This is a genomic window from Desulfovibrio sp., assembly GCF_009712225.1.
Taxonomy (GTDB): domain Bacteria; phylum Desulfobacterota; class Desulfovibrionia; order Desulfovibrionales; family Desulfovibrionaceae; genus Desulfovibrio.
The window spans coordinates 135,477-155,135 of the sequence record NZ_WASP01000005.1 but is presented as its reverse complement, the minus strand read 5'-3'; the positions used below and the strand labels follow the sequence as shown (position 1 = coordinate 155,135).

Annotated in this window: 15 protein-coding genes; 6 read left to right on the top strand and 9 right to left on the bottom strand. The window is 59.5% G+C overall.

Annotation, left to right across the window (positions count from 1 at the left end; genetic code table 11):
* Nucleotides 1-47: 47 nt before the first annotated feature.
* Nucleotides 48-557, bottom strand: a complete 510-nt coding sequence (locus F8N36_RS04505; RefSeq protein ID WP_291331608.1) for a peptidylprolyl isomerase — start codon at nt 555-557, stop codon at nt 48-50.
* A gap of 76 nt (nt 558-633) precedes the next feature.
* Between F8N36_RS04505 and mutY the strand changes: the two genes are divergently transcribed.
* A complete protein-coding gene (gene mutY / locus F8N36_RS04500; protein ID WP_291331607.1) occupies nt 634-1,896 on the top strand; it encodes an A/G-specific adenine glycosylase in 1,263 nt (420 codons plus the stop codon).
* A gap of 63 nt (nt 1,897-1,959) precedes the next feature.
* Here mutY and F8N36_RS04495 read toward each other — a convergent pair whose 3' ends face one another.
* From F8N36_RS04495 to F8N36_RS04485, 3 genes are all read right to left on the bottom strand, one after another.
* Nucleotides 1,960-2,247: an HdeA/HdeB family chaperone gene (locus tag F8N36_RS04495; protein ID WP_291331606.1), complete on the bottom strand. Its 288-nt coding sequence runs from the start codon at nt 2,245-2,247 to the stop codon at nt 1,960-1,962.
* 533 nt (nt 2,248-2,780) lie between these two features.
* On the bottom strand, nt 2,781-4,184 hold the full coding sequence (locus F8N36_RS04490) for an L-serine ammonia-lyase (RefSeq protein ID WP_291331605.1): 1,404 nt from the start codon (nt 4,182-4,184) through the stop codon (nt 2,781-2,783).
* A 97-nt stretch (nt 4,185-4,281) separates the two neighbouring features.
* On the bottom strand, nt 4,282-4,728 hold the full coding sequence (locus F8N36_RS04485; protein WP_291331604.1) for a MarR family transcriptional regulator: 447 nt from the start codon (nt 4,726-4,728) through the stop codon (nt 4,282-4,284).
* A 180-nt stretch (nt 4,729-4,908) separates the two neighbouring features.
* Between F8N36_RS04485 and F8N36_RS04480 the strand changes: the two genes are divergently transcribed.
* The 5 genes from F8N36_RS04480 (at nt 4,909) to F8N36_RS04460 (ending at nt 14,132) form a co-directional block, all read left to right on the top strand.
* Nucleotides 4,909-6,123: an MFS transporter gene (locus tag F8N36_RS04480; RefSeq protein ID WP_291331603.1), complete on the top strand. Its 1,215-nt coding sequence runs from the start codon at nt 4,909-4,911 to the stop codon at nt 6,121-6,123.
* Between the two features lie 103 nt (nt 6,124-6,226).
* A complete protein-coding gene (locus tag F8N36_RS04475) occupies nt 6,227-6,982 on the top strand; it encodes a tetratricopeptide repeat protein (RefSeq protein ID WP_291331602.1) in 756 nt (251 codons plus the stop codon).
* A gap of 124 nt (nt 6,983-7,106) precedes the next feature.
* The gene (locus tag F8N36_RS04470) at nt 7,107-12,176 is read left to right on the top strand and encodes an ATP-binding protein (RefSeq protein WP_291331601.1); all 5,070 of its coding nucleotides are present in this window, start codon (nt 7,107-7,109) and stop codon (nt 12,174-12,176) included.
* Nucleotides 12,177-12,219: 43 nt separating this feature from the next.
* Complete coding sequence (locus F8N36_RS04465) at nt 12,220-12,642, top strand: universal stress protein (protein ID WP_291331600.1); 423 nt, start codon at nt 12,220-12,222, stop codon at nt 12,640-12,642.
* 74 nt (nt 12,643-12,716) lie between these two features.
* Complete coding sequence (locus F8N36_RS04460; protein WP_291331599.1) at nt 12,717-14,132, top strand: phospholipase D-like domain-containing protein; 1,416 nt, start codon at nt 12,717-12,719, stop codon at nt 14,130-14,132.
* An 89-nt stretch (nt 14,133-14,221) separates the two neighbouring features.
* On the opposite strand, the gene F8N36_RS04455 is transcribed toward F8N36_RS04460, so the two are convergent.
* From F8N36_RS04455 to F8N36_RS04435, 5 genes are all read right to left on the bottom strand, one after another.
* Nucleotides 14,222-14,908, bottom strand: a complete 687-nt coding sequence (locus F8N36_RS04455) for an NTP transferase domain-containing protein (RefSeq protein WP_291331598.1) — start codon at nt 14,906-14,908, stop codon at nt 14,222-14,224.
* 34 nt (nt 14,909-14,942) lie between these two features.
* Complete coding sequence (locus F8N36_RS04450; protein WP_291331597.1) at nt 14,943-16,610, bottom strand: cytidine 5'-phosphate N-acetylneuraminic acid synthetase; 1,668 nt, start codon at nt 16,608-16,610, stop codon at nt 14,943-14,945.
* 95 nt (nt 16,611-16,705) lie between these two features.
* Nucleotides 16,706-17,893 (bottom strand): DegT/DnrJ/EryC1/StrS family aminotransferase, encoded by a 1,188-nt coding sequence (locus F8N36_RS04445; RefSeq protein ID WP_291331596.1) that lies wholly within the window; start codon nt 17,891-17,893, stop codon nt 16,706-16,708.
* Between the two features lie 96 nt (nt 17,894-17,989).
* Complete coding sequence (locus tag F8N36_RS04440) at nt 17,990-19,069, bottom strand: iron-containing alcohol dehydrogenase family protein (protein ID WP_291331595.1); 1,080 nt, start codon at nt 19,067-19,069, stop codon at nt 17,990-17,992.
* A 140-nt stretch (nt 19,070-19,209) separates the two neighbouring features.
* A complete protein-coding gene (locus F8N36_RS04435) occupies nt 19,210-19,650 on the bottom strand; it encodes a DUF805 domain-containing protein (RefSeq protein WP_291331594.1) in 441 nt (146 codons plus the stop codon).
* Nucleotides 19,651-19,659 lie beyond the last annotated feature (9 nt).

Here is a 19,659-nt window from a genome sequence, read left to right as displayed (position 1 = left end):
GCGCGGACGCCCTCCCCCCCCGTCCGGCGGGGGCCGGCCGCTTCGCTTTATTCGAAGCGGCTCGCCCCGGTGATCAGCACCATGTCGGTGGGCACATTTTCATGGAAGCCCACGGTCTTGGTTTTGACCTTGGCAATTTTATCCACGTTTTCAATGCCTTCGACAACTTTGCCGAAAACGCAGTAGCCCCAGCCGTCAAGGGTGGGCGAAGTGTGATTGAGAAAATCGTTGTCCACCAGGTTGATGAAGAACTGTGCCGTGGCGCTGTGCGGGTCGCGGGTGCGGGCCATGGCAAGGGTGCCGCGGTCGTTCCTCACGCCGTTGTCGGCTTCGTTGGTAATGGGTTCGCGGGTGGGCTTTTCGTCCATACGCGCGCCCATGCCGCCGCCCTGAATCATGAAGCCGGGGATAACGCGGTGAAAAATGGTGTTGGTGTAAAAGCCGTCATCCACATATTTCAAAAAATTGGCAACGGTTTGGGGGGCCTTGTCAGCAAAAAGCTCCACCAGAATGTCGCCGGAGGAGGTCTCCAGCAAAACCGTAGGATTGTCGGACATGGGTGCTCCTTGAGTGGTTATTCGCATAGCGGGGGCTACCCCGCCATTGGCGCGAATATAGGGCATGCCGCCCCGGATGACAATGCCCGTTTACCGGTATAGGCTGCTTGCCATGAACCGCAAGACTCTCAAAGCGCAGCCAGCCACCCTGCCGGGTCTGCCGCAAGGGGGCCAGCCCCGGCCCCACCACCTGCCCCCGCACGAACACCTTGCAGAGCTGCAAACGGCCCTGCTCCAGTGGTTTGCCCAAAATCAGCGCAGCCTGCCCTGGCGTGTAAACTACACCCCCTACGAGGTGTGGATATCAGAGGTTATGCTGCAGCAAACCCAGATGGAACGTGGCGTCAGCTACTTCAAAAACTGGATGCGCCGCTTCCCCGATATCGCCACTCTTGCCGCCGCCAGCGAAGAAGAAGTGCTGCGGCAGTGGGAGGGGCTTGGTTATTATTCACGCGCCCGGCACATTCTGACCGCTGCGCGCAAGATAATGACAGAGCACGGCGGCGTTTTTCCTTCAGACCTTGCTGACATACGTGCCCTGCCAGGGGTTGGCCCCTACACCACAGGCGCAGTGGCAAGCATTGCGTTTGGCGAAAAACTGCCCTGCGTGGACGCCAACGTGGAGCGCGTGGTTGCCCGTATTTTTGATGTGGACAGCCCCGTAAAACTGGATCCGGCGGCGGGGATCATACACCGGTGGGCGCTACGCCTTGTACCAGAAGGCATGGCCCGGGAGCACAACCAGGCCATGATGGAACTGGGCGCGCTGGTGTGCCGCAAAAAACCCCTGTGTGGAACATGTCCGCTGGCGAGGTTCTGCATCAGCCTGCACCTCGGCATCACCGATCAGCGTCCTGTACCCGGCAAGAGGGCCACCATCACACCCGTCAACGCCGTTACCGGTGTGCTGCACTGCGGCAACAGGGTATTTGTGCAAAAGCGCCCCCCTTCGGGGGTGTGGGGGAACCTGTGGGAATTCCCCGGCGGCAGGGTTGAGGCGGACGAAAGCCCGGAACAGGCCAGCGTGAGAGAATTTATGGAGGAAACGGGCTTTGCCGTATGCGTGACTGAGCGGCACGGTATCATTCGACACGGCTATACTACCTACAGGCTGACGCTGCACTGCTTTGGGCTGGAACTTGAAACACCGCCCGACACGGAAAGCCCACCGCAACCGCCGCAGCTCACTGCAGCCTCGGAATGCCGCTGGGTCACACCCCAGGAACTCAACGAGCTGGCCATGCCCGCCGCGCACCGTAAACTGGCCGACAGGCTTTTTGCCGGGCCGGATGGGAATGCCGCGCAGCAGAGATCTCTGCCTGGCAATGTTCAGAAGTGAAAAGGGCGGGTCGTTGAAACCCGCCCTTTTTCCAGAACCAAACCTGTTGCCGTAACGGCAAACCTAGTCTGCGATAACCGAAAGCACCGTTTTGTTGGGGTTCTTCTGACAGACCTTCATGATCTGGGTCAGGTTGTTTTCAACAGCGCCGACATCCAGCTTTGTATCGCCGGTTTTGGCGCTGGCATAGCCATCAAGCCAAAAATAAAGCATGGTCATGGTTTCGGAATCCAGCTCCACAAATGCACTGCACTTCAGTTTGCCAAAATCAATTTTATCAGCCTTGGCAGAGGCGTTCATGGGCATGGCAAACATGGCCGCCAACACGATTGCAAAAAACAGTTTTTTCATCTTGCACTTCCAGTGTTACAGGTTTCAGGACGTACCGTATGCAGCACAAAGAGGACACGATAATGATCAGTCTGTGCAACATGCATTAATACAGCCGTGCACAGTTCAGTAAACCTTTTACACGCTGATTTTCTGGCATGCCTGCATTTAAACACCGAAGAGCATTATGATGAAAAACTCTCCGTAAAGGATATTGCCTCATTGCCCTATATGCCTTGCATTACATCAGAAATACTTACTCATTTTTCTTGTTTTGTCGATACTCTCGGATATCAGATAAATTTCAACAATTATTCTGTGCTATTAGTTTTTAAAAACTTCACATCACACCAGTTTCACCCCAAAACACACTTTTCAGAACATTTTGAACGCAATTTTCCACTTTTTATATCAGTATCACGTAGTGCTGCATTCGTATTGCGTTGCTATGTTTTGGGCCACAACCGTTTGCAATAATGGCTCAACCTCTCTGGAAGAAAATAAAAAACGCGGCCCGGGAGCCGCGTTTTGAGCAATATACAGATAGTCTGAAATTATTTTCCAGCCGCGTCAGAGGCCATTTTTTTACGTTCCATGCCCTTGGCCACAGCCTCGGCCAGACCGCCGAGCGAGGTTTCCTTGTAACGCGATTGCAGGTCCAGCCCGGTGTGGTACATGACCTCAATGATCTCATCCAGCGAGATGACGCGCTGGCGACCGTCCTCAAGCCGCGAAAGCTGGGCGCAGTTTACCGCGCGCTCTGCGGCAACACCGTTGCGCTCAATGCAGGGAATCTGCACAAGACCACCCACGGGGTCGCAGGTGAGGCCAAGGTTGTGCTCCATGCCGATCTCTGCCGCCACCTCCACCTGTTTGACGTTGCCGCCCGTAACCGCGCAGTAGGCCCCGGCAGCCATGGAGCAGGCCACGCCCACCTCGCCCTGGCAGCCCACCTCTGCGCCCGAGATGGACGCGTTGAGCTTGTAAAACAGGCCAATGGCCCCGGCAGTGAGCAGAAAGTCGCGTGCGCCCTCGTCCGTGGCATGGGGGTAAAAATTGAGATAATAGAGCAAAACGGCTGGCACTATACCCGCCGCGCCGTTGGTGGGGGCCGTGACAATGCGCCCGCCGGAAGCGTTTTCTTCTGCCACGGCAAAGGCATAGAGCATGGGCCACAGGCTCAGGTCTCGCCGCCCCGCCGCCTGCAGGGCGCTGACCTTGCGCAGCAGGTTGGGCGCGCGGCGACGCACGTTGTACCCGCCGGGCAGCACGCCGTCGGTGTAGCACCCGCGTTCCACTGCCTCGCGCATGACGTCCATTATGGCCGTAATACGCTCGTTCACCTCGCTCTCTGAACGCCAGAACACCTCGTTGGTCATCACGATCTGCGCGATGGTCTTGTTTTCGCGCGCGCAGATTTCAAACAGTTCGGCGGCTTTTTCGTAAGGATGGGGGGGCGTGGCGTACAGCTCGCGCTGGCGGTCAAAGTCGTCGTCCGTACGGATAAAACCGCCGCCGATGGAATAGTAATTTTTGGTGTATATCTGCCGACCCTCGGCATCATAGGCCGAAAGCGTCATGGCATTGGAATGACGCGGCAAAAAAATGCCCTTGTGCTGGCACACATCGCGCTGGAAATCGAACGGGATTGTGTAGGCGCACATAAGCACCAGATCAGCATTATTTTGCAGCTCGGCGGTACGGCGGGCCATCTGTGCGATGTCCACCTCCTGCGGTTCTTCACCCTCAAGTCCGGCCAGCACGGCGCCCATGGTGCCGTGGCCCTCGCCGGTTAGCGCCAGCGACCCGTAAAGCTCTATCTTTACCCGCTGCACAAACGGCAGCATGCCCAGAACGGCAAGCTCGCCCGCAAAGGCCTTGCCCGCCACCATGGGGCCAACGGTGTGGGAACTGGACGGCCCGATGCCAATTTTGAAAAGGTCAAAAACGCTGAGCATGACGCTCCTCCCGCAAATCGCATGACAGGGCGCAAAAGCCCATGTCGCACCCTATCCCGGAAAGGTTACGGTGCACAAGCAGTTACCGAAAACCACACTATTTTTTTAGGGTATGGGGCGTTGCGTCGCGCAGCTCTGCCGCGCGCCCTGACAGCCGCCGCATGAGATCAAGCAGGGTTTCTTTTTCCTGATCAGAAAAAACCTCGGTCACCGCGTCGTCCCATACCTGGATAACGCCCATTATCTGCGGGTACAGATCGTGAGCCCGTTCTGTAAGAAAAACCGTGGCCGTGCGCTTGTCTTCCTGATTGACCTCGCGGCGGATAAGTCCCTTTTTTTCAAGCTGCGCCAGGGTGCGGGCCACGTTGCTTTTGTTGATGCAGATAAGCTCGGGCAGCTTGTCCTGGGTGATACCCGGATTCTGAAAGAGATTCAGGATGAACTGGTACTGGCTGCTGTTGAGGCCGTAGGGCGCGAGTGCCCTGTTGAGGTACAGAAAGTAGTTCCTGTTGGCCAGCGTGATCCACCTGTAGGCGAGTTTCATGGTTTGTTCCTGTAACTGGTTGAAGACTTCCCGCGCAAAATGACCCCGAAGAAACAGTGCAACATGTACCGGTATGTTATAAAGCTACCCTTGTCTTGCTTGCCTTGACAAGGGGTTCACCCAAAGGCATTTGATGTTGCAGACGCAACGGTTTTTTCTTTCAGAAAAAAGAGACCAGCCATGCCCCAAAAAAGATGCCGCAAGCAAACAGCCCGGCAGGCCAGCGCCAGCTTTGGCGAGTCGCTTGCCGCCATCTGCCGTGGCAATTTTCTGGTTGTGACCTGCATAAACCTGCTGCTGATGACAGATTATTACCTTATCTTTGTCACCGGCACTGCCCATGTGCAAAAAACCTTTGGGGTCAGCCTGAGCGTAGCCGGGTTTTCATCGGGCATCATGGTTATCGGCTGTCTTGCGGGCCGGTTTGTTACCGGCAATCAGATGTCGGCCATTGGCGGCAGACTATGCCTGCTGGCGGGTTTGCTGCTGTTTGCGGCCAGCATTGGCGCCCTTGAGTTTGCGCACTCGCTGCCGCTGATATTTATCCAGCGTTTTATGGCCGGGTTTGGCGTGGGTGTGGCGGGCACGGCCACAGGGGCCATTGTGGCCTATGTGGTTCCCGTGCGCTTTCATGGCCTTGGCATAGGTCTTTTTACCATGAGCGCCGCATTGGCGCTGGCCCTCGGGCCCTTTCTGGGCATCAGCCTTTCCCTCAGCTACGGCTACCGTACACTGATGCAGCTCAGTGGCATTGTCAGCCTGCTGTGCCTGGGCATCTTTGTTTTTTTGCGCAACCTGCCGCCCATGCACCTGCGCCTGCGCCCGGTGTTCAGCATGAACAGCTACATAGACCCGCGTGTGGTGCGTTTTTCGCTGGTGGCCCTTGTTGTCTGCCCTGGCTACGGCTGTATACAGGCCTTTTTGCCTTCGTTTGCCGCAGAGCACGGCCTTACGGGCGCGGCCAGCATATTTTTTCTGTGTTATGCGGGCGCGGCTCTGCTCACCAGGCCACAGACCGGCCGCCTTTTTGACACACGCGGCGAGCATGTGGTCATGTATCCGGCCCTGCTGATTACTGCGCTGGCCCTGTTTGTGCTTTCGCAGGCGCACAGTACGGCCATGCTTTTATGCGCCGGGGTGCTGCTGGGCATAGGCTTTGCCAACTTTCAGTCTGTGGGGCAGGCGGTATCGCTCTCGCTGGTTTCACGCTCGCGCTATGCGCAGGCCACCACCACCTTCTATATCTTTTTTGATCTCGGAATCGGACTTGGCCCTTATGTTTTCGGGCATGCCATCCCTCTGGCCGGGTACAGCGGCATGTATATGGCCCTGAGCGCGCTTGTTGTGTGCGGCGTGGGTGTATACCACCTTGTCCACGGCAGACGGCCACAGTAAAAGTGCCGTAGCCGTACGGTTGCGCCCAGGCTGCGGGCTTGCCTCTTTTTTCCTCCGGTTGTAGGCTGGCGGATAAAGATATTTTCCAAGCCAAGAGGAATACATGGCAAGCCAGAAGCCCACCAAAGAATCCGCAGAATCCACATCGGCAGCCCAGTCCGCCGATGCCAAATCCACCAGCGCACAAACCTTGCAGGCTGCCTCTGAAGCCGCCTTGCAGACCGAACAGCACAAAGGCCTCAGCAAAGTGAGCAAAGGCGTCTTTTTTGTAGGTATTGGCCTTGCTCTTGTGTTGGGCATTTACGTGGGCAGCCTTGTGCCGTCCATGTTTGGCTCCGAACCTGCCCAGCAGGCTCCTGCGCAGCAGGCCGCGGCCCCCGCACAGCAGGGAGCTCAGGCTCCTGCCCAGCCCCGCCAGGACAACCAGCCCCCCATGCCGCCCGAACTGGTAGCCAAGATCGCGGCCATGGAGCAGACCGTTCTGGCTGACCCCAAGAACGCGCAAAACTGGACCGAGCTCGGCAACCTTTATTTTGACACCGGCCAGTCGCGCAAGGCTGCCAGCGCCTACGAGCGTTCGCTTGCCATTGCCCCCGACAATGCCGACGTGCTCACCGATCTTGGCATCATGTACCGCGAGCTTGGCGAATTCGACAAGGCTGTCTCCAGTTTTCGCCGCGCCTCCAGCGTGAATCCCCGCCACGAAAACGCCATGTTCAACGAAGGCGTGGTGCTTTATTTTGACCTCAAGCGCAAGGACGACGCCATGAAGGCATGGCTGCGCCTGCTGGCGGTCAACCCTGGCGCGCGTGCCCCCGACGGGCAGACTGTTTCGGACGTGATCAAGAATTTGCGCTAGCCACCGGCTGGCCGCAAATCTGTCGCAACACGGCAAACCGCCCCCTGCCGCGGAATCGGAGGCGCATCTGTGCCTGAAGGGGGAAGCATATAGATATACCGGCGAACATACAGGCGGAACAACCATGATTGTCTTTTTCTCCGGCATTTCAGGTGCCGTGTTGCGCGTGTGCGCTCTGTTTCTGTGCATTTTCTGCGCAAGTTTCGGCGCACCTTCCACAGCGCACAGCGGCACGATTCCGCCTGTACTGCGCGCGCCCAGCGTGTCGCTGCTGCCTGACCTGCAATACTTTATCGACGTTACGGGAACCATGGATGTGGAGGAGGCTGCGGCCCCCTCCAACAGCCAGATGTTCAAGCCGCTGAACGTCAAAGCCCTGCCCCGCCTTGCCGGGGTGATGTGGCTGCGCTTTACCCTCGCCCCCCTGCCCGCTGGCGGCCGCTCGCAGGCCATGCTGCTCGACATGGGACCGGATGTTCCCGCTGATCCCGTTCTGTACCAGCCCGCGCCCAGCCCCGTTGCCGACAGCATTGAATGGCGCGAAATTCTGCCAACCCACCGTAATGTTTTGCTGTTGCCCGAACCGGGAACAGAAGCCATTACCTGCTATATCCGCCTCGACGGTCTGCCGGGCATCTGGTTTTCGCCCACCCTGCGCACCCCGCAGGACGCAGCCACCAACTGGGGCAGCCTTTCTGGCACCGCGGCCCTGCTAGCCCTTGGCGTTGTCATGCTGCTGTGCCTTTTGCGCGGCCTTTCCGAAAGAGGCCAGTGGCGTGTGTGGACAGCCCTGTATGTGGGAGTGGCCCTGCTGCAGGGCACGCTTGGCATGCCCGCTTACGGCACCGGGCACATAACGCTCAATCAGGCCGTGGCCGTGCTTGCGCCCGGTCTGGCCCTCATGCTTTTGCCCCACGTGGGCCGTCATCTCATGCGCACACGGGGCCGCTCGCCCCTGCTTGACGCGCAGTTTGTGCTGCTTTCGCTGCCTGGCGCAGCGCTGGCCCTGCTGCCGCTTTTGCCCGGCTTTGGCTGGAGCATACGCTTTCTTTCCCTCTGGCCTGCCTGCACCGCCATCTTTACGCTGAGCGCCCTTGGCGGCGCCATCATGGGCCTTGGCGGCGCGCGTCGTTTTCTGCTGGGCTGCATTGTGCCGCCCCTGTTTGTGGCGGCGGGCATCATGGGGCTTGATTACGGCTACGCGGCAAACCTGCTGGCCTCTGCCCCCTTGTGGGGCACGGCCCTGAGCGCCCTGCTCATCGCCGGAACCGGCCTGCCGCGCGACGCGGCCCAGACCGGCAACGACAGGGCTGACACCAGCGGCACGGAACCGGGCAAGGGTAAAAAACGCGAATCCTCACCTGCTGCCAAAAGAAGCATCGCGGGGCTGGACGCCGCCCTTGTAAGCTCTGGCCTTAACGACGGCCCCATCAATCTTGACGCTCCGCTGGACGACCCCAACCTGCGCCTGCTGCCCCCCTCTGCGGCGGGTAAGACTGCCGCAGATTTTTCCGCCCTGCCCGTAGATATTTCAGACAATGCCGAACCAGCGCCCCGCGCCCAGCGCGCATCCCGACAGGGTGCGGCCCCGGCCAGCGTAAGCCCCGGCATGTGGGAAAACCTGCTGCGCCCGCCGCTCGACCGACTTATGCGCGAGGGCGCTGCCCTTGGACATTGTTCACTGCCGCCCGCCGTGCGCCAGTATGCGGAAAACATGATCAACGCCGCGGGCGACCTGGCAAAGATTCTCGACAATCCAGGCGAAACGCAGGAACACACCGGCGTTGGCGAACAGCGCTCGCCCTTCAATCTGCAGCACCTTGTGCGCGAAGCCCACGATGCCGTGACCACTGCGGCGGAAAACGCGGGCATTGGCCTTGCGTGGTACATGCCCCCCCTGCTTGGGCATATGTATGAAGGGCAGGCCCGCGCCCTGCGCGAAACCCTGAGCCTGCTGCTCGAAAGCGCCGTGCGCGCCACCTCGAGGGGCGCAGTGCATCTTTCTGTGCGACGAGTGCCCGAAACAGCCGACCCCGGTCATCTGCTCTTTACCGTAAGCGACAATGGCGCGGGTATTCCGCCGCGCGACAGATCCGCGCTGGCCCTCACCCGCGCATGGGAACTGGCCGGTTCCAACAATGGCTACCTCAATGTGGAGTGCGGCCCGCAGGGAACATCCATTGCCTTTACCCTGCGCCTCAAGCCTCTTGAGAATGCTGGCGAATCCGACAAGGCCGCCGCTCAGGCGCGTGGCCCGCACATTGCCGTCGTGGCCGAAAGCGCCGTTGACCGTCAGGCCCTTGCCCACATGATAGCCAATCTGGGCTACAACAGTACAGAATCGCGCAGCATGCGCGAGGCCCTACAGTGCAACCGCGAGGCCCCCGCACTCATGCTTGTGGTGCAGTACCCGCATCACGGCCCCGCCGAAGCCGACGCTCTTGGCCGTTTTGAGGCCGAGGCGCTGGAGACGGGTCTTTCCGTGTTCAAGGCTCTGGCCATCACCAAGGACGACAAGAACTGGGATGCACTGGCCGAAACAGGCTACACCCATGCCCTGCTTGATCCGGTGGATGCCGAAGCCTTTGCGGCAACCCTGAATGAAGTGCTGACCGAAGGCGGATTCTTGGGTGGAAGCCCTGCCGCATCTACGGGCGAAACCCCGGCGGTGTCCGCTGCCGAGCCTGAAATGCCCGATCAGACAGGAGTGGCACTGGCTGCTGCCGCAGCTGGATCTACAATTGCCGAAGCCAGCACGGTTGACGCCGCAAGTTCGGTTGAGTCCGCTACGGAATCACAACCTATTGATCTTTCTGATCTCTCAGACTCTTCCTATCTGCCCCCTGCGGCACAGGAACACCCTGTGGATGCGCCCGCGCAGGCACTGACGCCCAACGGATTGCCCGACCTTTTCGGAGAGGATGCGCCGGCACAGGGCTCGCTGCTGCCCGCGGTGGAGCAGCATGATCTGACCCAACGTGATTTGTCGCAGTCCGACCATGCCCCGACCCCGCCCGTCTCTGATCTTCAGCTGCCCCTGTCCTACGAGGAGCCTCTCTCGTTCGGCACGCAGGAAAAGCTGTCTGTGCACCATTCCGCCGATCAGGGCAGCCTGCTGTTGCCGCTCATGGACGAGGCCCAGCAGGAAGAAGATCAGGCCCCCATTGAGCTGACCGATCTTTTGCCCGAAGAAGGCAAGCCCGGCGACGATGACCAGCTGCCCCTCTCCATGACGGAAGCAGCCGAAGCCGAATTGCCCGAGGTGTTGACGGAAACAGCACCCGACAACGCGGCAGACACGCTGCCGGACATCAAGATGGAAACGGCACCGGCTCCCGCTGCCGAGTCCCCGGACATGCAGGCCGAAACTCTGACGGATGCGGCTTCTGAAAACCAGCCCGAAGAACGGCCCGAAGCTGTCACAGAGGCAGTGGCAGAACCCAAGACGGAATCAGTACAGGAAGCACCGTCAGAAATCCTGACCGAACCGCAGACCGCTGAGGAAGCCCCTGCCGCATCAGCGTCAAGCGAATTTGTGGCTGACGAATTTCTGGCTTCAGCGGGCCTTGAAGGTCCGCATTGGTCCGCAGAAGATACTGCAACGCCAGACCAACCGGCTGCCACCGAAATGCTTACTGAACATACTGAAATTACAACAGAAATATATGCAGGTGACGTGGTGGCTAAGGTACAAGCATTTGAGCAGCTTGCATGGCCAGAACCTGCCCACGCCGAGCCCGTGCAAACTGAACCGGTACAATCAGAACCCGTGCAGTCCGACGCTGCACAGCTCGACACACCCGCAGTGGATGCCAGGGCAAGTATAACCCCTGCCGAATTTATTGAAGCATCCCTGCCAGTCGAAGACACCTATGCCGAACCAGCAGAAGCAACGGCCGAGCTCGCCGCCGAGGTGCTTGCCGCCCAGACCATAACGCCTCTCAAGTCCATGAGCGACAGGGTTGGTGAAGCCACGCTTTCCCCGGTTAATGGCGCAGCCAGCTTTGCAGATAGCATTGCGGACACTGACAGCGAAAATGCCAGTGCCAAAGGCAGTGGTTTTGACGTGCCCGCCCCCGCAGGCAGAGGTGCATGGGACAACTACAGCCTGCATGAAGAATGGGTGGGTGAACCCATGCCTATTGGCACCCCCGTGCCCACGGCGCGCATGACAACTCCGGCCCAGCCAGCCAGGCAGAGCTCCGCTCAGGGCTCTGCACCAGCCAGCGCAGCGAACGCAGCAACACGGCAGGAGAAAAAATCCTACGTGAGCCCCAGTCTTGCGCACCCCGGTGAATGGGTGGGCGAACCCATGCCCATGACCAAGCCAGCCAGGCAGGAAGAACCCGACGCAGCCCAGCAGCCCGCAGAGGCTCAGGCCGATGACCGCCGCAACCGCCCGGTGGAGATGCCCCGCACCGCCACTGGCAGGCTGATTCTCAAGCTTCTGGGCAGCGCTGGCGACAGGCCCGCTGATACCGAAAAGGAAGCAGCAGCCAGCGGCAGGCCCGACCTTATGGCTGACCTCGCCGCCATGCCCATGCAGGATGCAGCCCCAGCTTCCCCCCCCATTGCCGAGCAAGTGTCTGCTCAGGTATCCATGCCCGGTGCAGCTCCCGCGGCGGCAGAACCACGCCGCGCCGCCACGGCCCTCAAGACCAGCGGCAAAGGCAATTCCATCATGAATTTTATTGCCGGTGCGGCCGATGCCCTGCGTCATCCAGACCACAGCGCAGCGCCTCAGGCAGAGCAAAGGGCCGAGCAAAAGACCCAACCCGTTGCCGACGCAACCGCATATGAACCGATGAAGACGCCAGAAAGGACTTCTGCCGCCTCTTCAACAGTTGGGTCAGCACAGCCCGCCGCGCCCGCTTCCGTGCCTCCTGCGGCCCTTGTGGCTCCAAATGCGCCACGTGAAACCGACCAGACAATTCCCCAGCTTGTAGCCCGTCTCGACACGGCCATGGACGATGCCCAACAGGGCTTTAAAAACCGCCGTTGCGCGGTTGTGGGCGAGGCGGCCAACCGCATCGCCACCGAATCGGACGCCTTTGGCTTCCGCGTGCTGGCTCGCATGGCACGTTGCGTGGAGCGCGCTGCCAAGGCCAACGACATGAACGCCCTGCGCGACCTCTTGCCAGAGCTTGCCGTGGCGGTTGAGCGCAACCGCATCGGTCTTACGCCGCGCCGCTAGAGCAAGCCAGGGAGCGCACGCAACAACTGACCCAAGGAACACCATGTACAAAACAGTTCTTATTCCCGTAAGTGGCAAAAACGGTCTGACCCGCGCAAAAACGGCCCTGACCCACGCCCATAGCCTCGCCAGCGGGGATATTGTTTTACTGCACGTTTTTGAACCCCTGCCCCAGATCGTGGGCGGCGAAGCCCATGCCGAGCTTCTTGCGGAACAGAAGGCCAAGGGGCAGACCCTGCTCAACAGCGTCATGGCCGATTCCAACATGGCGGCCGAGCGTGTTCGCTGCCGTGTGGACGAAGGCACCCCTGCCGAGACCATCATCCGGGTGGCCCATGAGGAAAATGCCGACCTCATCATCATGTTCACCGATGGCCGTGACGGCCTGCAGGACATGCTGCTGGGCTCTGTGACCGAACGCGTGCTGCGCAACACCGACACCGCTCTGATGGTCATACGCCGCTAGGGCGCACGCAAGGGTGCTGGCACGCATGTAACAGTGCGGACTTACTGCTGACGCGCACTCACTGAGGGGCAGAAATGCTGCTTTTTGTAGAAACTGTGGGTCTGATTGTTGCCCACATTTTGTCGTGGGTTGCGGTGTGCCATGCCCTGCTGACCAAGCATGACCCCCGTGCAGCCCTTGGCTGGACAGTAACAGCCCTCTTTCTGCCTGTTCTGGGGCCCATTCTGTACGCCTGTTTTGGCATAAGCAGAGCAGAGAGCAGGGCCAGCCGCATCATGCGGCGGCAGCAGCCGCTGGAACCCGACTACGCGCACCCGCCTTTTTCAAAAATTCCGCCAGAAAACATCCCCGACAGCATTGTTCGCATGGAGCACATTGGCCGTGTGCTCACCGAGCAGCATCTGAGCAGTGGCAACAGCATCAGCCCCCTGCGCAACGGAGATCAGGCCTACCCTGCCATGATCGAGGCCATCGAAAAGGCCAGGGACCATGTTTTTCTCTGTACCTACATATTCAATGCCGGGCAGGTGGCCACCGCCTTTGGCGAAGCCATGGCCCGCGCTGCGGAGCGCGGAGTGGACGTGCGCCTGCTGGTTGACGGCATCGGCATGCTCTACTCGCTGCGCAAACCGTGGAAAAAGCTTGCGCAACGGGGCGTTCAGGTCACCCAGTTTCTGCCGCCGCGCCTGTTCCCGCCCAATTTCAGCATTAACCTGCGCAACCACCGCAAAATGCTGGTGTGCGACAGCGTGGCCTTTACCGGCGGCATGAACATTGCCGACGACAATCTGGCCGCAGGCAAGACAAAGTACGTGCAGGACATGCACTTCAGGTGCGAAGGCCCCATTGTGGACCAGCTGCGCCGGGCCTTTCTGCTCAACTGGGGCTTCTGCACAAACAGTTACACGCCCCTGCCGGCCACAACCACCCTGCCGCGCGGCGACAGCCGCTGCCGTATCATCATGGACGGCCCAGGTTCAGAAGCCGATATCCTCAACGATATTTACTGCGCCGTGATCAACGCGGCCCGCCGCTCGGTGCGCATCATGACGCCCTACTTCCTGCCATCGCACGGGCTGGTTTCAGCCCTGCGTTCGGCTGGTCAGCGCGGGGTGGACGTGCGCATTGTGCTGCCCGCCAAAAACAATCTTTTTTACGTGCACTGGGCGCAATACCGCCTGCTGCCCACCCTGCTGCAATCGGGCGTGCGCGTGTGGTACCAGCCGCCGCCCTTTGCCCACACCAAACTGCTGGCCGTGGATGGCTATTATTGCCAGATAGGCTCTGCCAATCTGGATGCGCGCAGCCTGCGCCTGAATTTTGAGCTGAACATGGAAGTGTTCAACCCGGACGTGCACGACCAGATCACCGCCCACATCGACAGGGCCATCATCATGGGCAAGGAAATCACCGACGACGATCTGTCCAGCATGCCCCTGCTCATAAAGCTGCGCAACGCCGCCTGCTGGATATTTTCTCCCTACCTGTAGCTCGGCATACAAAAGCCCCCCACGCGCCTCCTTGCCCGTATTAAGGACAAAAAAAGCACATGGGGGGCCAAAGCTGTTACGTAACGGTTCTAGCCGAAAACCCGCACTATTTCCCTAGCGTCCATCTCGGGCGTGATGGGCTTGAGCGCCAGACGGCAGAAGTCGTCGGGCCTGTCCATGTCCAGCTTGAGGTCGGGACGGCGTAGCCAGTCTTCTTCTGGGTCAAACGTGCCTATTTTAAAACTGGTGGCATTGTCCCATATGTAGTTGAGGCAGTGCTCGCGCTGCGAGGTCTGGGTGGCCCTTGCGTCCAGTTCGTCCAGCAGTTCGCGAGAGAGAATCTCTGCCCCAAGGCCGTCAGGCCACAGGTTGTTGCGCGGAATATGGTTGTACGCGTAATCCCAATTGCCCTGATCATAAAAATCCACCAGCCGGTCAATGGCCCCACCCCAGATAAGGGGGTTATCGGCGCACACGCGCACCACACGCCCGGCGTCGGCCGTGCGGGCCGCCAGACAGAAACGGGCCAGCACGTCGTCCTCCGACCCGGCCACGCAGGGCACGCCACGTCTTTTCAGGTGGTCGAGCAGCACGAGATCAAGCGGGGTATCGGGCACGGCCACCATGATGCCGTCGAGCTTTGCCGCCTGGGCAAGCCGACGCGTAACCCAGTCGATAACGGGCACATCACGCAGGCAGAGCAAAGATTTCATGGGAAGCCGCGTGGAGCCGAGGCGGGCCTGAATAATGGCTATAACCTTGCCGGTCTTGGGCATGGGCGATCCTTTCTGACTGTTGAACGTGGAGCGGTTACGGCGCGGCAGATTCCGCCTGTGGGCTGGCTGAGCCTTCTTGCAGAATGTTCTGCATCAGGCCCACCACGCGCGCCTTGTTGGCCGTAAAATCAAGGGCATTCTGCCTTTCCCAGAAGCGCTGCCGCCGGGAATTCTTGAGCATGGCCAGAAAAACATTCCGGATCTTGGCATCGCTCACCCTGTCCATGATGCCCACAAAGGCAAACCCGTTGCGGGGACGGGCAAAGGTGTGGCGCGCCTCGCGCTCATGGTGGGCCAGCACCATGGAGGGAATGCGCATGTGGGTCAGCTCGTACACAGTGCGCCCGGCGGAACAGATGGCAAGGTCGGCCCCTTCCATCATGCGGCTCATGACGTTGGTGGCCCAGGTAAACTGCACAAGCGGGTTGTCCAGTTTGGCAAGGTGCGCTTCCATGGCGTCTTTGTGCGCATAACCCGGCCCCGCCACCAGACGGATGGCAATGCCGTAGGCCCGACAGATGGGCTCAATGATATCGAGCACCCGGCGCGAACAGTCGTTGAGATCTGTACCGCCAAAGGTAATGAGCACGGTCTTGAGCTCTGGCCGGAAGGGATTGCGTGCCGCACCCAGAAATTCGTCGCGCAGGCAAAAGTAGTTTGGCCCGTAGCACAGGCGCTCGTTGCTGTCCCTGTCTTCATACAGGGCATTGACCACCAGACGCGCCCAGTCGGCACCGGGGCCTTCGTCCTCAAAATTCACGCAGCGCACGCCCGCCGTGGTCAGGCGCGCCATGTAGGCAGAGGTGGTGTTGAGAATATCGTTAACCACCAGATCAGGTCGCATGCGCAGCACAGTGTCCGCCAGTTCCTCGTTGCCCTGACGCACGATTTTGTAATCCTTGCGGGCAATGCTTTCTACGGCAAGCTCGCTCTCGCGCGTGCACACAAAGCTTACCTTGTGGTTGGTGATTTCGTGGGCCAGCATAAGCGCGCGAAACACGTGCCCCATCCCGATGGCCGGGCAGCCAGCCACCACAAAGACCACATGACGCCGCTGCAAAAGGTGTTCGCAAATCCACCAGTCCTGATAGCCCTGAATTTCAATGGCCCTGTCGTTGAGAAAATAGGGCACGATCTTGCCACGTCCCAGCGTGTGGCCGTTGGCTTTTTCAAGCAGCGACATGCGCAGGATGATAAGGGCGCGGCTTTCGACCACCATGGTTTTTTCGCTGCCTTCACCCGCGCCTTCGTCCAGCAGGCTTTCCAGCCCTTCACCCTGCACGTTCCAGATACGCTGACGCATGCTCTTGACCGTAACAAGGCTGTCGGCATGGGCATCGCGGTAGCGCTTCCAGGCGTCTTCCACATCCACCCAGGTCAGCAGGGGGCACGAGGCCCGCAAAATCATGCAGTGCGCATACTCGCGCGCAAGCTCGGTGAGCAGACCGCGCATTTCGGTAACAATATCAAGGCTCGTGAAGCGCAGATCCTTGTTCCAGTGGTGACGCACACCCGCGCGCTCACAGATGAGCGCAATTTCCTGGCTGTCGGTCAGCACCATGATGTCTTCACCGGGCAGCACGCTGCGCGCGGTGTTGATGGCCCTTTCAACAAGCGTAACCCCTGCCAGCTTTTTAACCAGCTGGTCAGGAATGACGGCGTTTTTTTTGATGGCAGGTATGACGATGCAGCGTTCTTTCACGTTTTGTTCTCTACTGTGCGGAAAGGGAACAGGGCAGGGTACGCAAACCCCGGGCTACACCGGCAGTACCGGTGCGGCCCGGGGCATAACAGGCGCTAGCGCAGGCTGGCCAGAACCTCGCGGGTGGAGGTCAGCATGTAGTCAAATTCTTCCTCGGTCAGCCAGTGCTGGAAGGGGAAGGAGATCATGGAGTCAAAGAAGGTGTCGGCATTGGGGCAGTTGGCCGTACCCATGCCAAGGCGGCGGTAGTAGTCGTAGCGGTCCAGCGGAATATACTGCACCACGCACTTCACGCCTTTTTCATTGAACATGGTTCGTATAAAACGGTCACGCGCCTCAACGCCCGTGGTCATACGCGCGGCCAGCAGGTGATAGTTGTGGCGGGGTGAATCCACGCGGTGGAATTCCAGCTCGGGAAAGTCTGCCAGAGCGTCGATGAAGCGCAAGGCGCGGGCGCGCTTTTCGTCGTTGATGCTGTCGATGCGCTCAAGCAGCTTTGCCCCAAGGGCGCATTCCACTTCGCCAAGGCAGTAGTTGTTGGGCTGCATGGGCTCGCCATCCAGCATGGGCAGGTCAACGTTGCCCATGGCGGGCTTCCAGTAATCGGGGCGCTCATAGTCAAAGCCGCAGTGGCCGTTGTGGCGCAGGGTGGGCACAAGGGCCGCCAGCTTGGGGTCGCGCACATAGAGCATGCCGCCTTCACCAAGGGTGGTGAGGTTCTTGTGCGAATGGAACGAAAAAATGGACATATCACCAAAGCTGCCAGCCTTTTTGCCGTCAACCACAGAGCCGATGGCCTGAGCCGCGTCCTCAATGAGGATCAGGCCGCGTTCCTTGCACAGGGCGGCGATGGCGGTCATGTCGGCCACGTAGCCATAGAGATGCACCACCACAACGGCCCTGGTGCGGGGCGTAATGGCTTTTTCGATGGTTTCGGCAGTGACGACGCGGGTCAGCAGGTCTACGTCGGCCCAGACCATCGTAGCGCCCTTTTTGATGTAGGGGTAGGCAGAGGCCGTAAAGGTGTGCGAGGGCATGACCACTTCGTCACCGGGCTTGAAACGGCACAGCTGGGCAGAAAGCTCCAGCGCCGAAACGCCGTTCATGGTCACAAAGCAGCTGCCAGGGGCCACGCCCTGATAGGCGGCAAACTTGCTTTCAAAATCGCGCATGTGCACGCCCTGGGTGAGCGTGTCGGCATTGCGCATGACATCCACAACCACCGCAATTTCTTCTTCCGTATAGCGGATGGCACGGCCACTGAAATTTACTTTAATGTCCATGCGGACTCCTTGTGGCAAATGCGCCGCCGGAAAGCCCGGCGGCGCACAATATTCGGTTATCACTCCAGGCGCGTGCGCTCGTGGCGCAGCGGCCTGTTACATGCGCAGGAAGCGCTCGATAACGTTTTCCTTGGTAAGGATTTTTTTGAAATCCGGGCCAAGGCGGTTGGAAAGCGGCTTTTCGTGCACAATGCTGGCACCGTAAAGGGCGTCGTACTGCGCATCGGTAAGACCCTTGCAGATGCCCTTGGGCAGATCGATGCCCTGACGTTCCATCATGACCATAAAGTCTTTGTATTCATCGGGGTAGATGTCTTCAAGCACGGAGAGGGCGTAGCAGTTGGCAATGCCGTGGTGCATGTGCAGCACCATGCTGAGGCCTGCCGAGATAGGATGCACCACGCCCACAAAACCGGCAGCCATGCCGCCAAGGAAGGAGGCGATCATGAGCTTTTCGCGGTTTTCGTCGCTCATCATGTCGCTGGAAAGGTAAACCTGCTTGCTGAGGTCAATGGCCTTTTCAGCCAGCGAATCGACCACCACGTTGCGGTAAGAGCCGGTGATGCTCTCAAAGCAGTGCATGTAGGTGTCGATGCCGGTGTAGAAGTACTGGTTGCGCGGCACGCTGGCGGTCAGGTCAGGGTCGAGCAGCACCTGCTCGAACATGGTGTAGTCGCTGTTCATGCCGAGTTTGATGTTCTTGGCCTCGTTGCAGATGATGCCCGTGCGCGAGGTTTCTGAACCAGTACCCGAAAGGGTGGGAACGGCGATTTTGTAGGGGGCGGGATTTTTGACCAGCTCCCAGCCCTGATAGTTTTCGGCCTTGCCGGGGTTGGTCAGCAGGTTACCCACGCACTTGCAGGTATCAAGCACGCAACCGCCGCCAAAGGCCAGCAGGGCGCAGGGGGTCGCGCCGTTGAGGAAGGCCTTTACCTGATCGGTATAGCCGTCCACGCTGTCTGTGGTGGGTTCGTCGGCGGTATCCACATAGAGCACCATGTCCTTGTTTTCCACAGGCAGCTTGGCAAGCAGATCCTTGCCTTCAAAAAATTTATCCACAAAAAACACGGCGGGGCCATTCACTGCGGCGCGACGCGCGCCAAGCAAATCGCCAAGCTGGGTAAGACTACCCGAACCAATCATATAATAACCGACATTTTTCGCGTTGCGATACATAGTTGCCCTCTCAATAATGGCAGATGATGACCGGGCCATACGCTATAGCCAAACGTCTGGCAAGATGGCCTGAAATGGGCCAGCGGCGCGGATTTTCGCCTGTTTCCGCCGGACGGCGGTGTAACTTTTTATGTTGCCCCTCAGACCCCGGCCCCGTCAAGGGGGTCAGGCCCGAAGCGGTTGTGGCCGCTAGTGCCCTTGAGCGCGTAAACCACCAGAAGCCCAAGGCTTGTCAGAGCCGCAGCGCAACCAGCCAGCATCAGCAGCCAGTCGGCGTCAAGTGCCACGGCAATGATGACCGGCAAGGCAGCAACCAGCGGCAGCAGCTGCCACCAGCCCGAAAGGTTGCGGTCGTGCAGCCTGCGCGTGGTAACCCCCACTGTGGGCAGCAGCAGCCACAGGGCCTGCACGGCGCTCACAATGGAACCCAGCGCTGGCAACAACGAGCCCAGCAAGGCCACAATCAGGTTCAATATAAACGTAAACAGGCAAAACCACCAGAATTCAGACCTTGAGGCCCGGCCCTTGAGGCAGCAGTACTTTTTGGTCAGGCAGATTTTGACAGCCTCTTTGAATTCCATCCGGTTCTC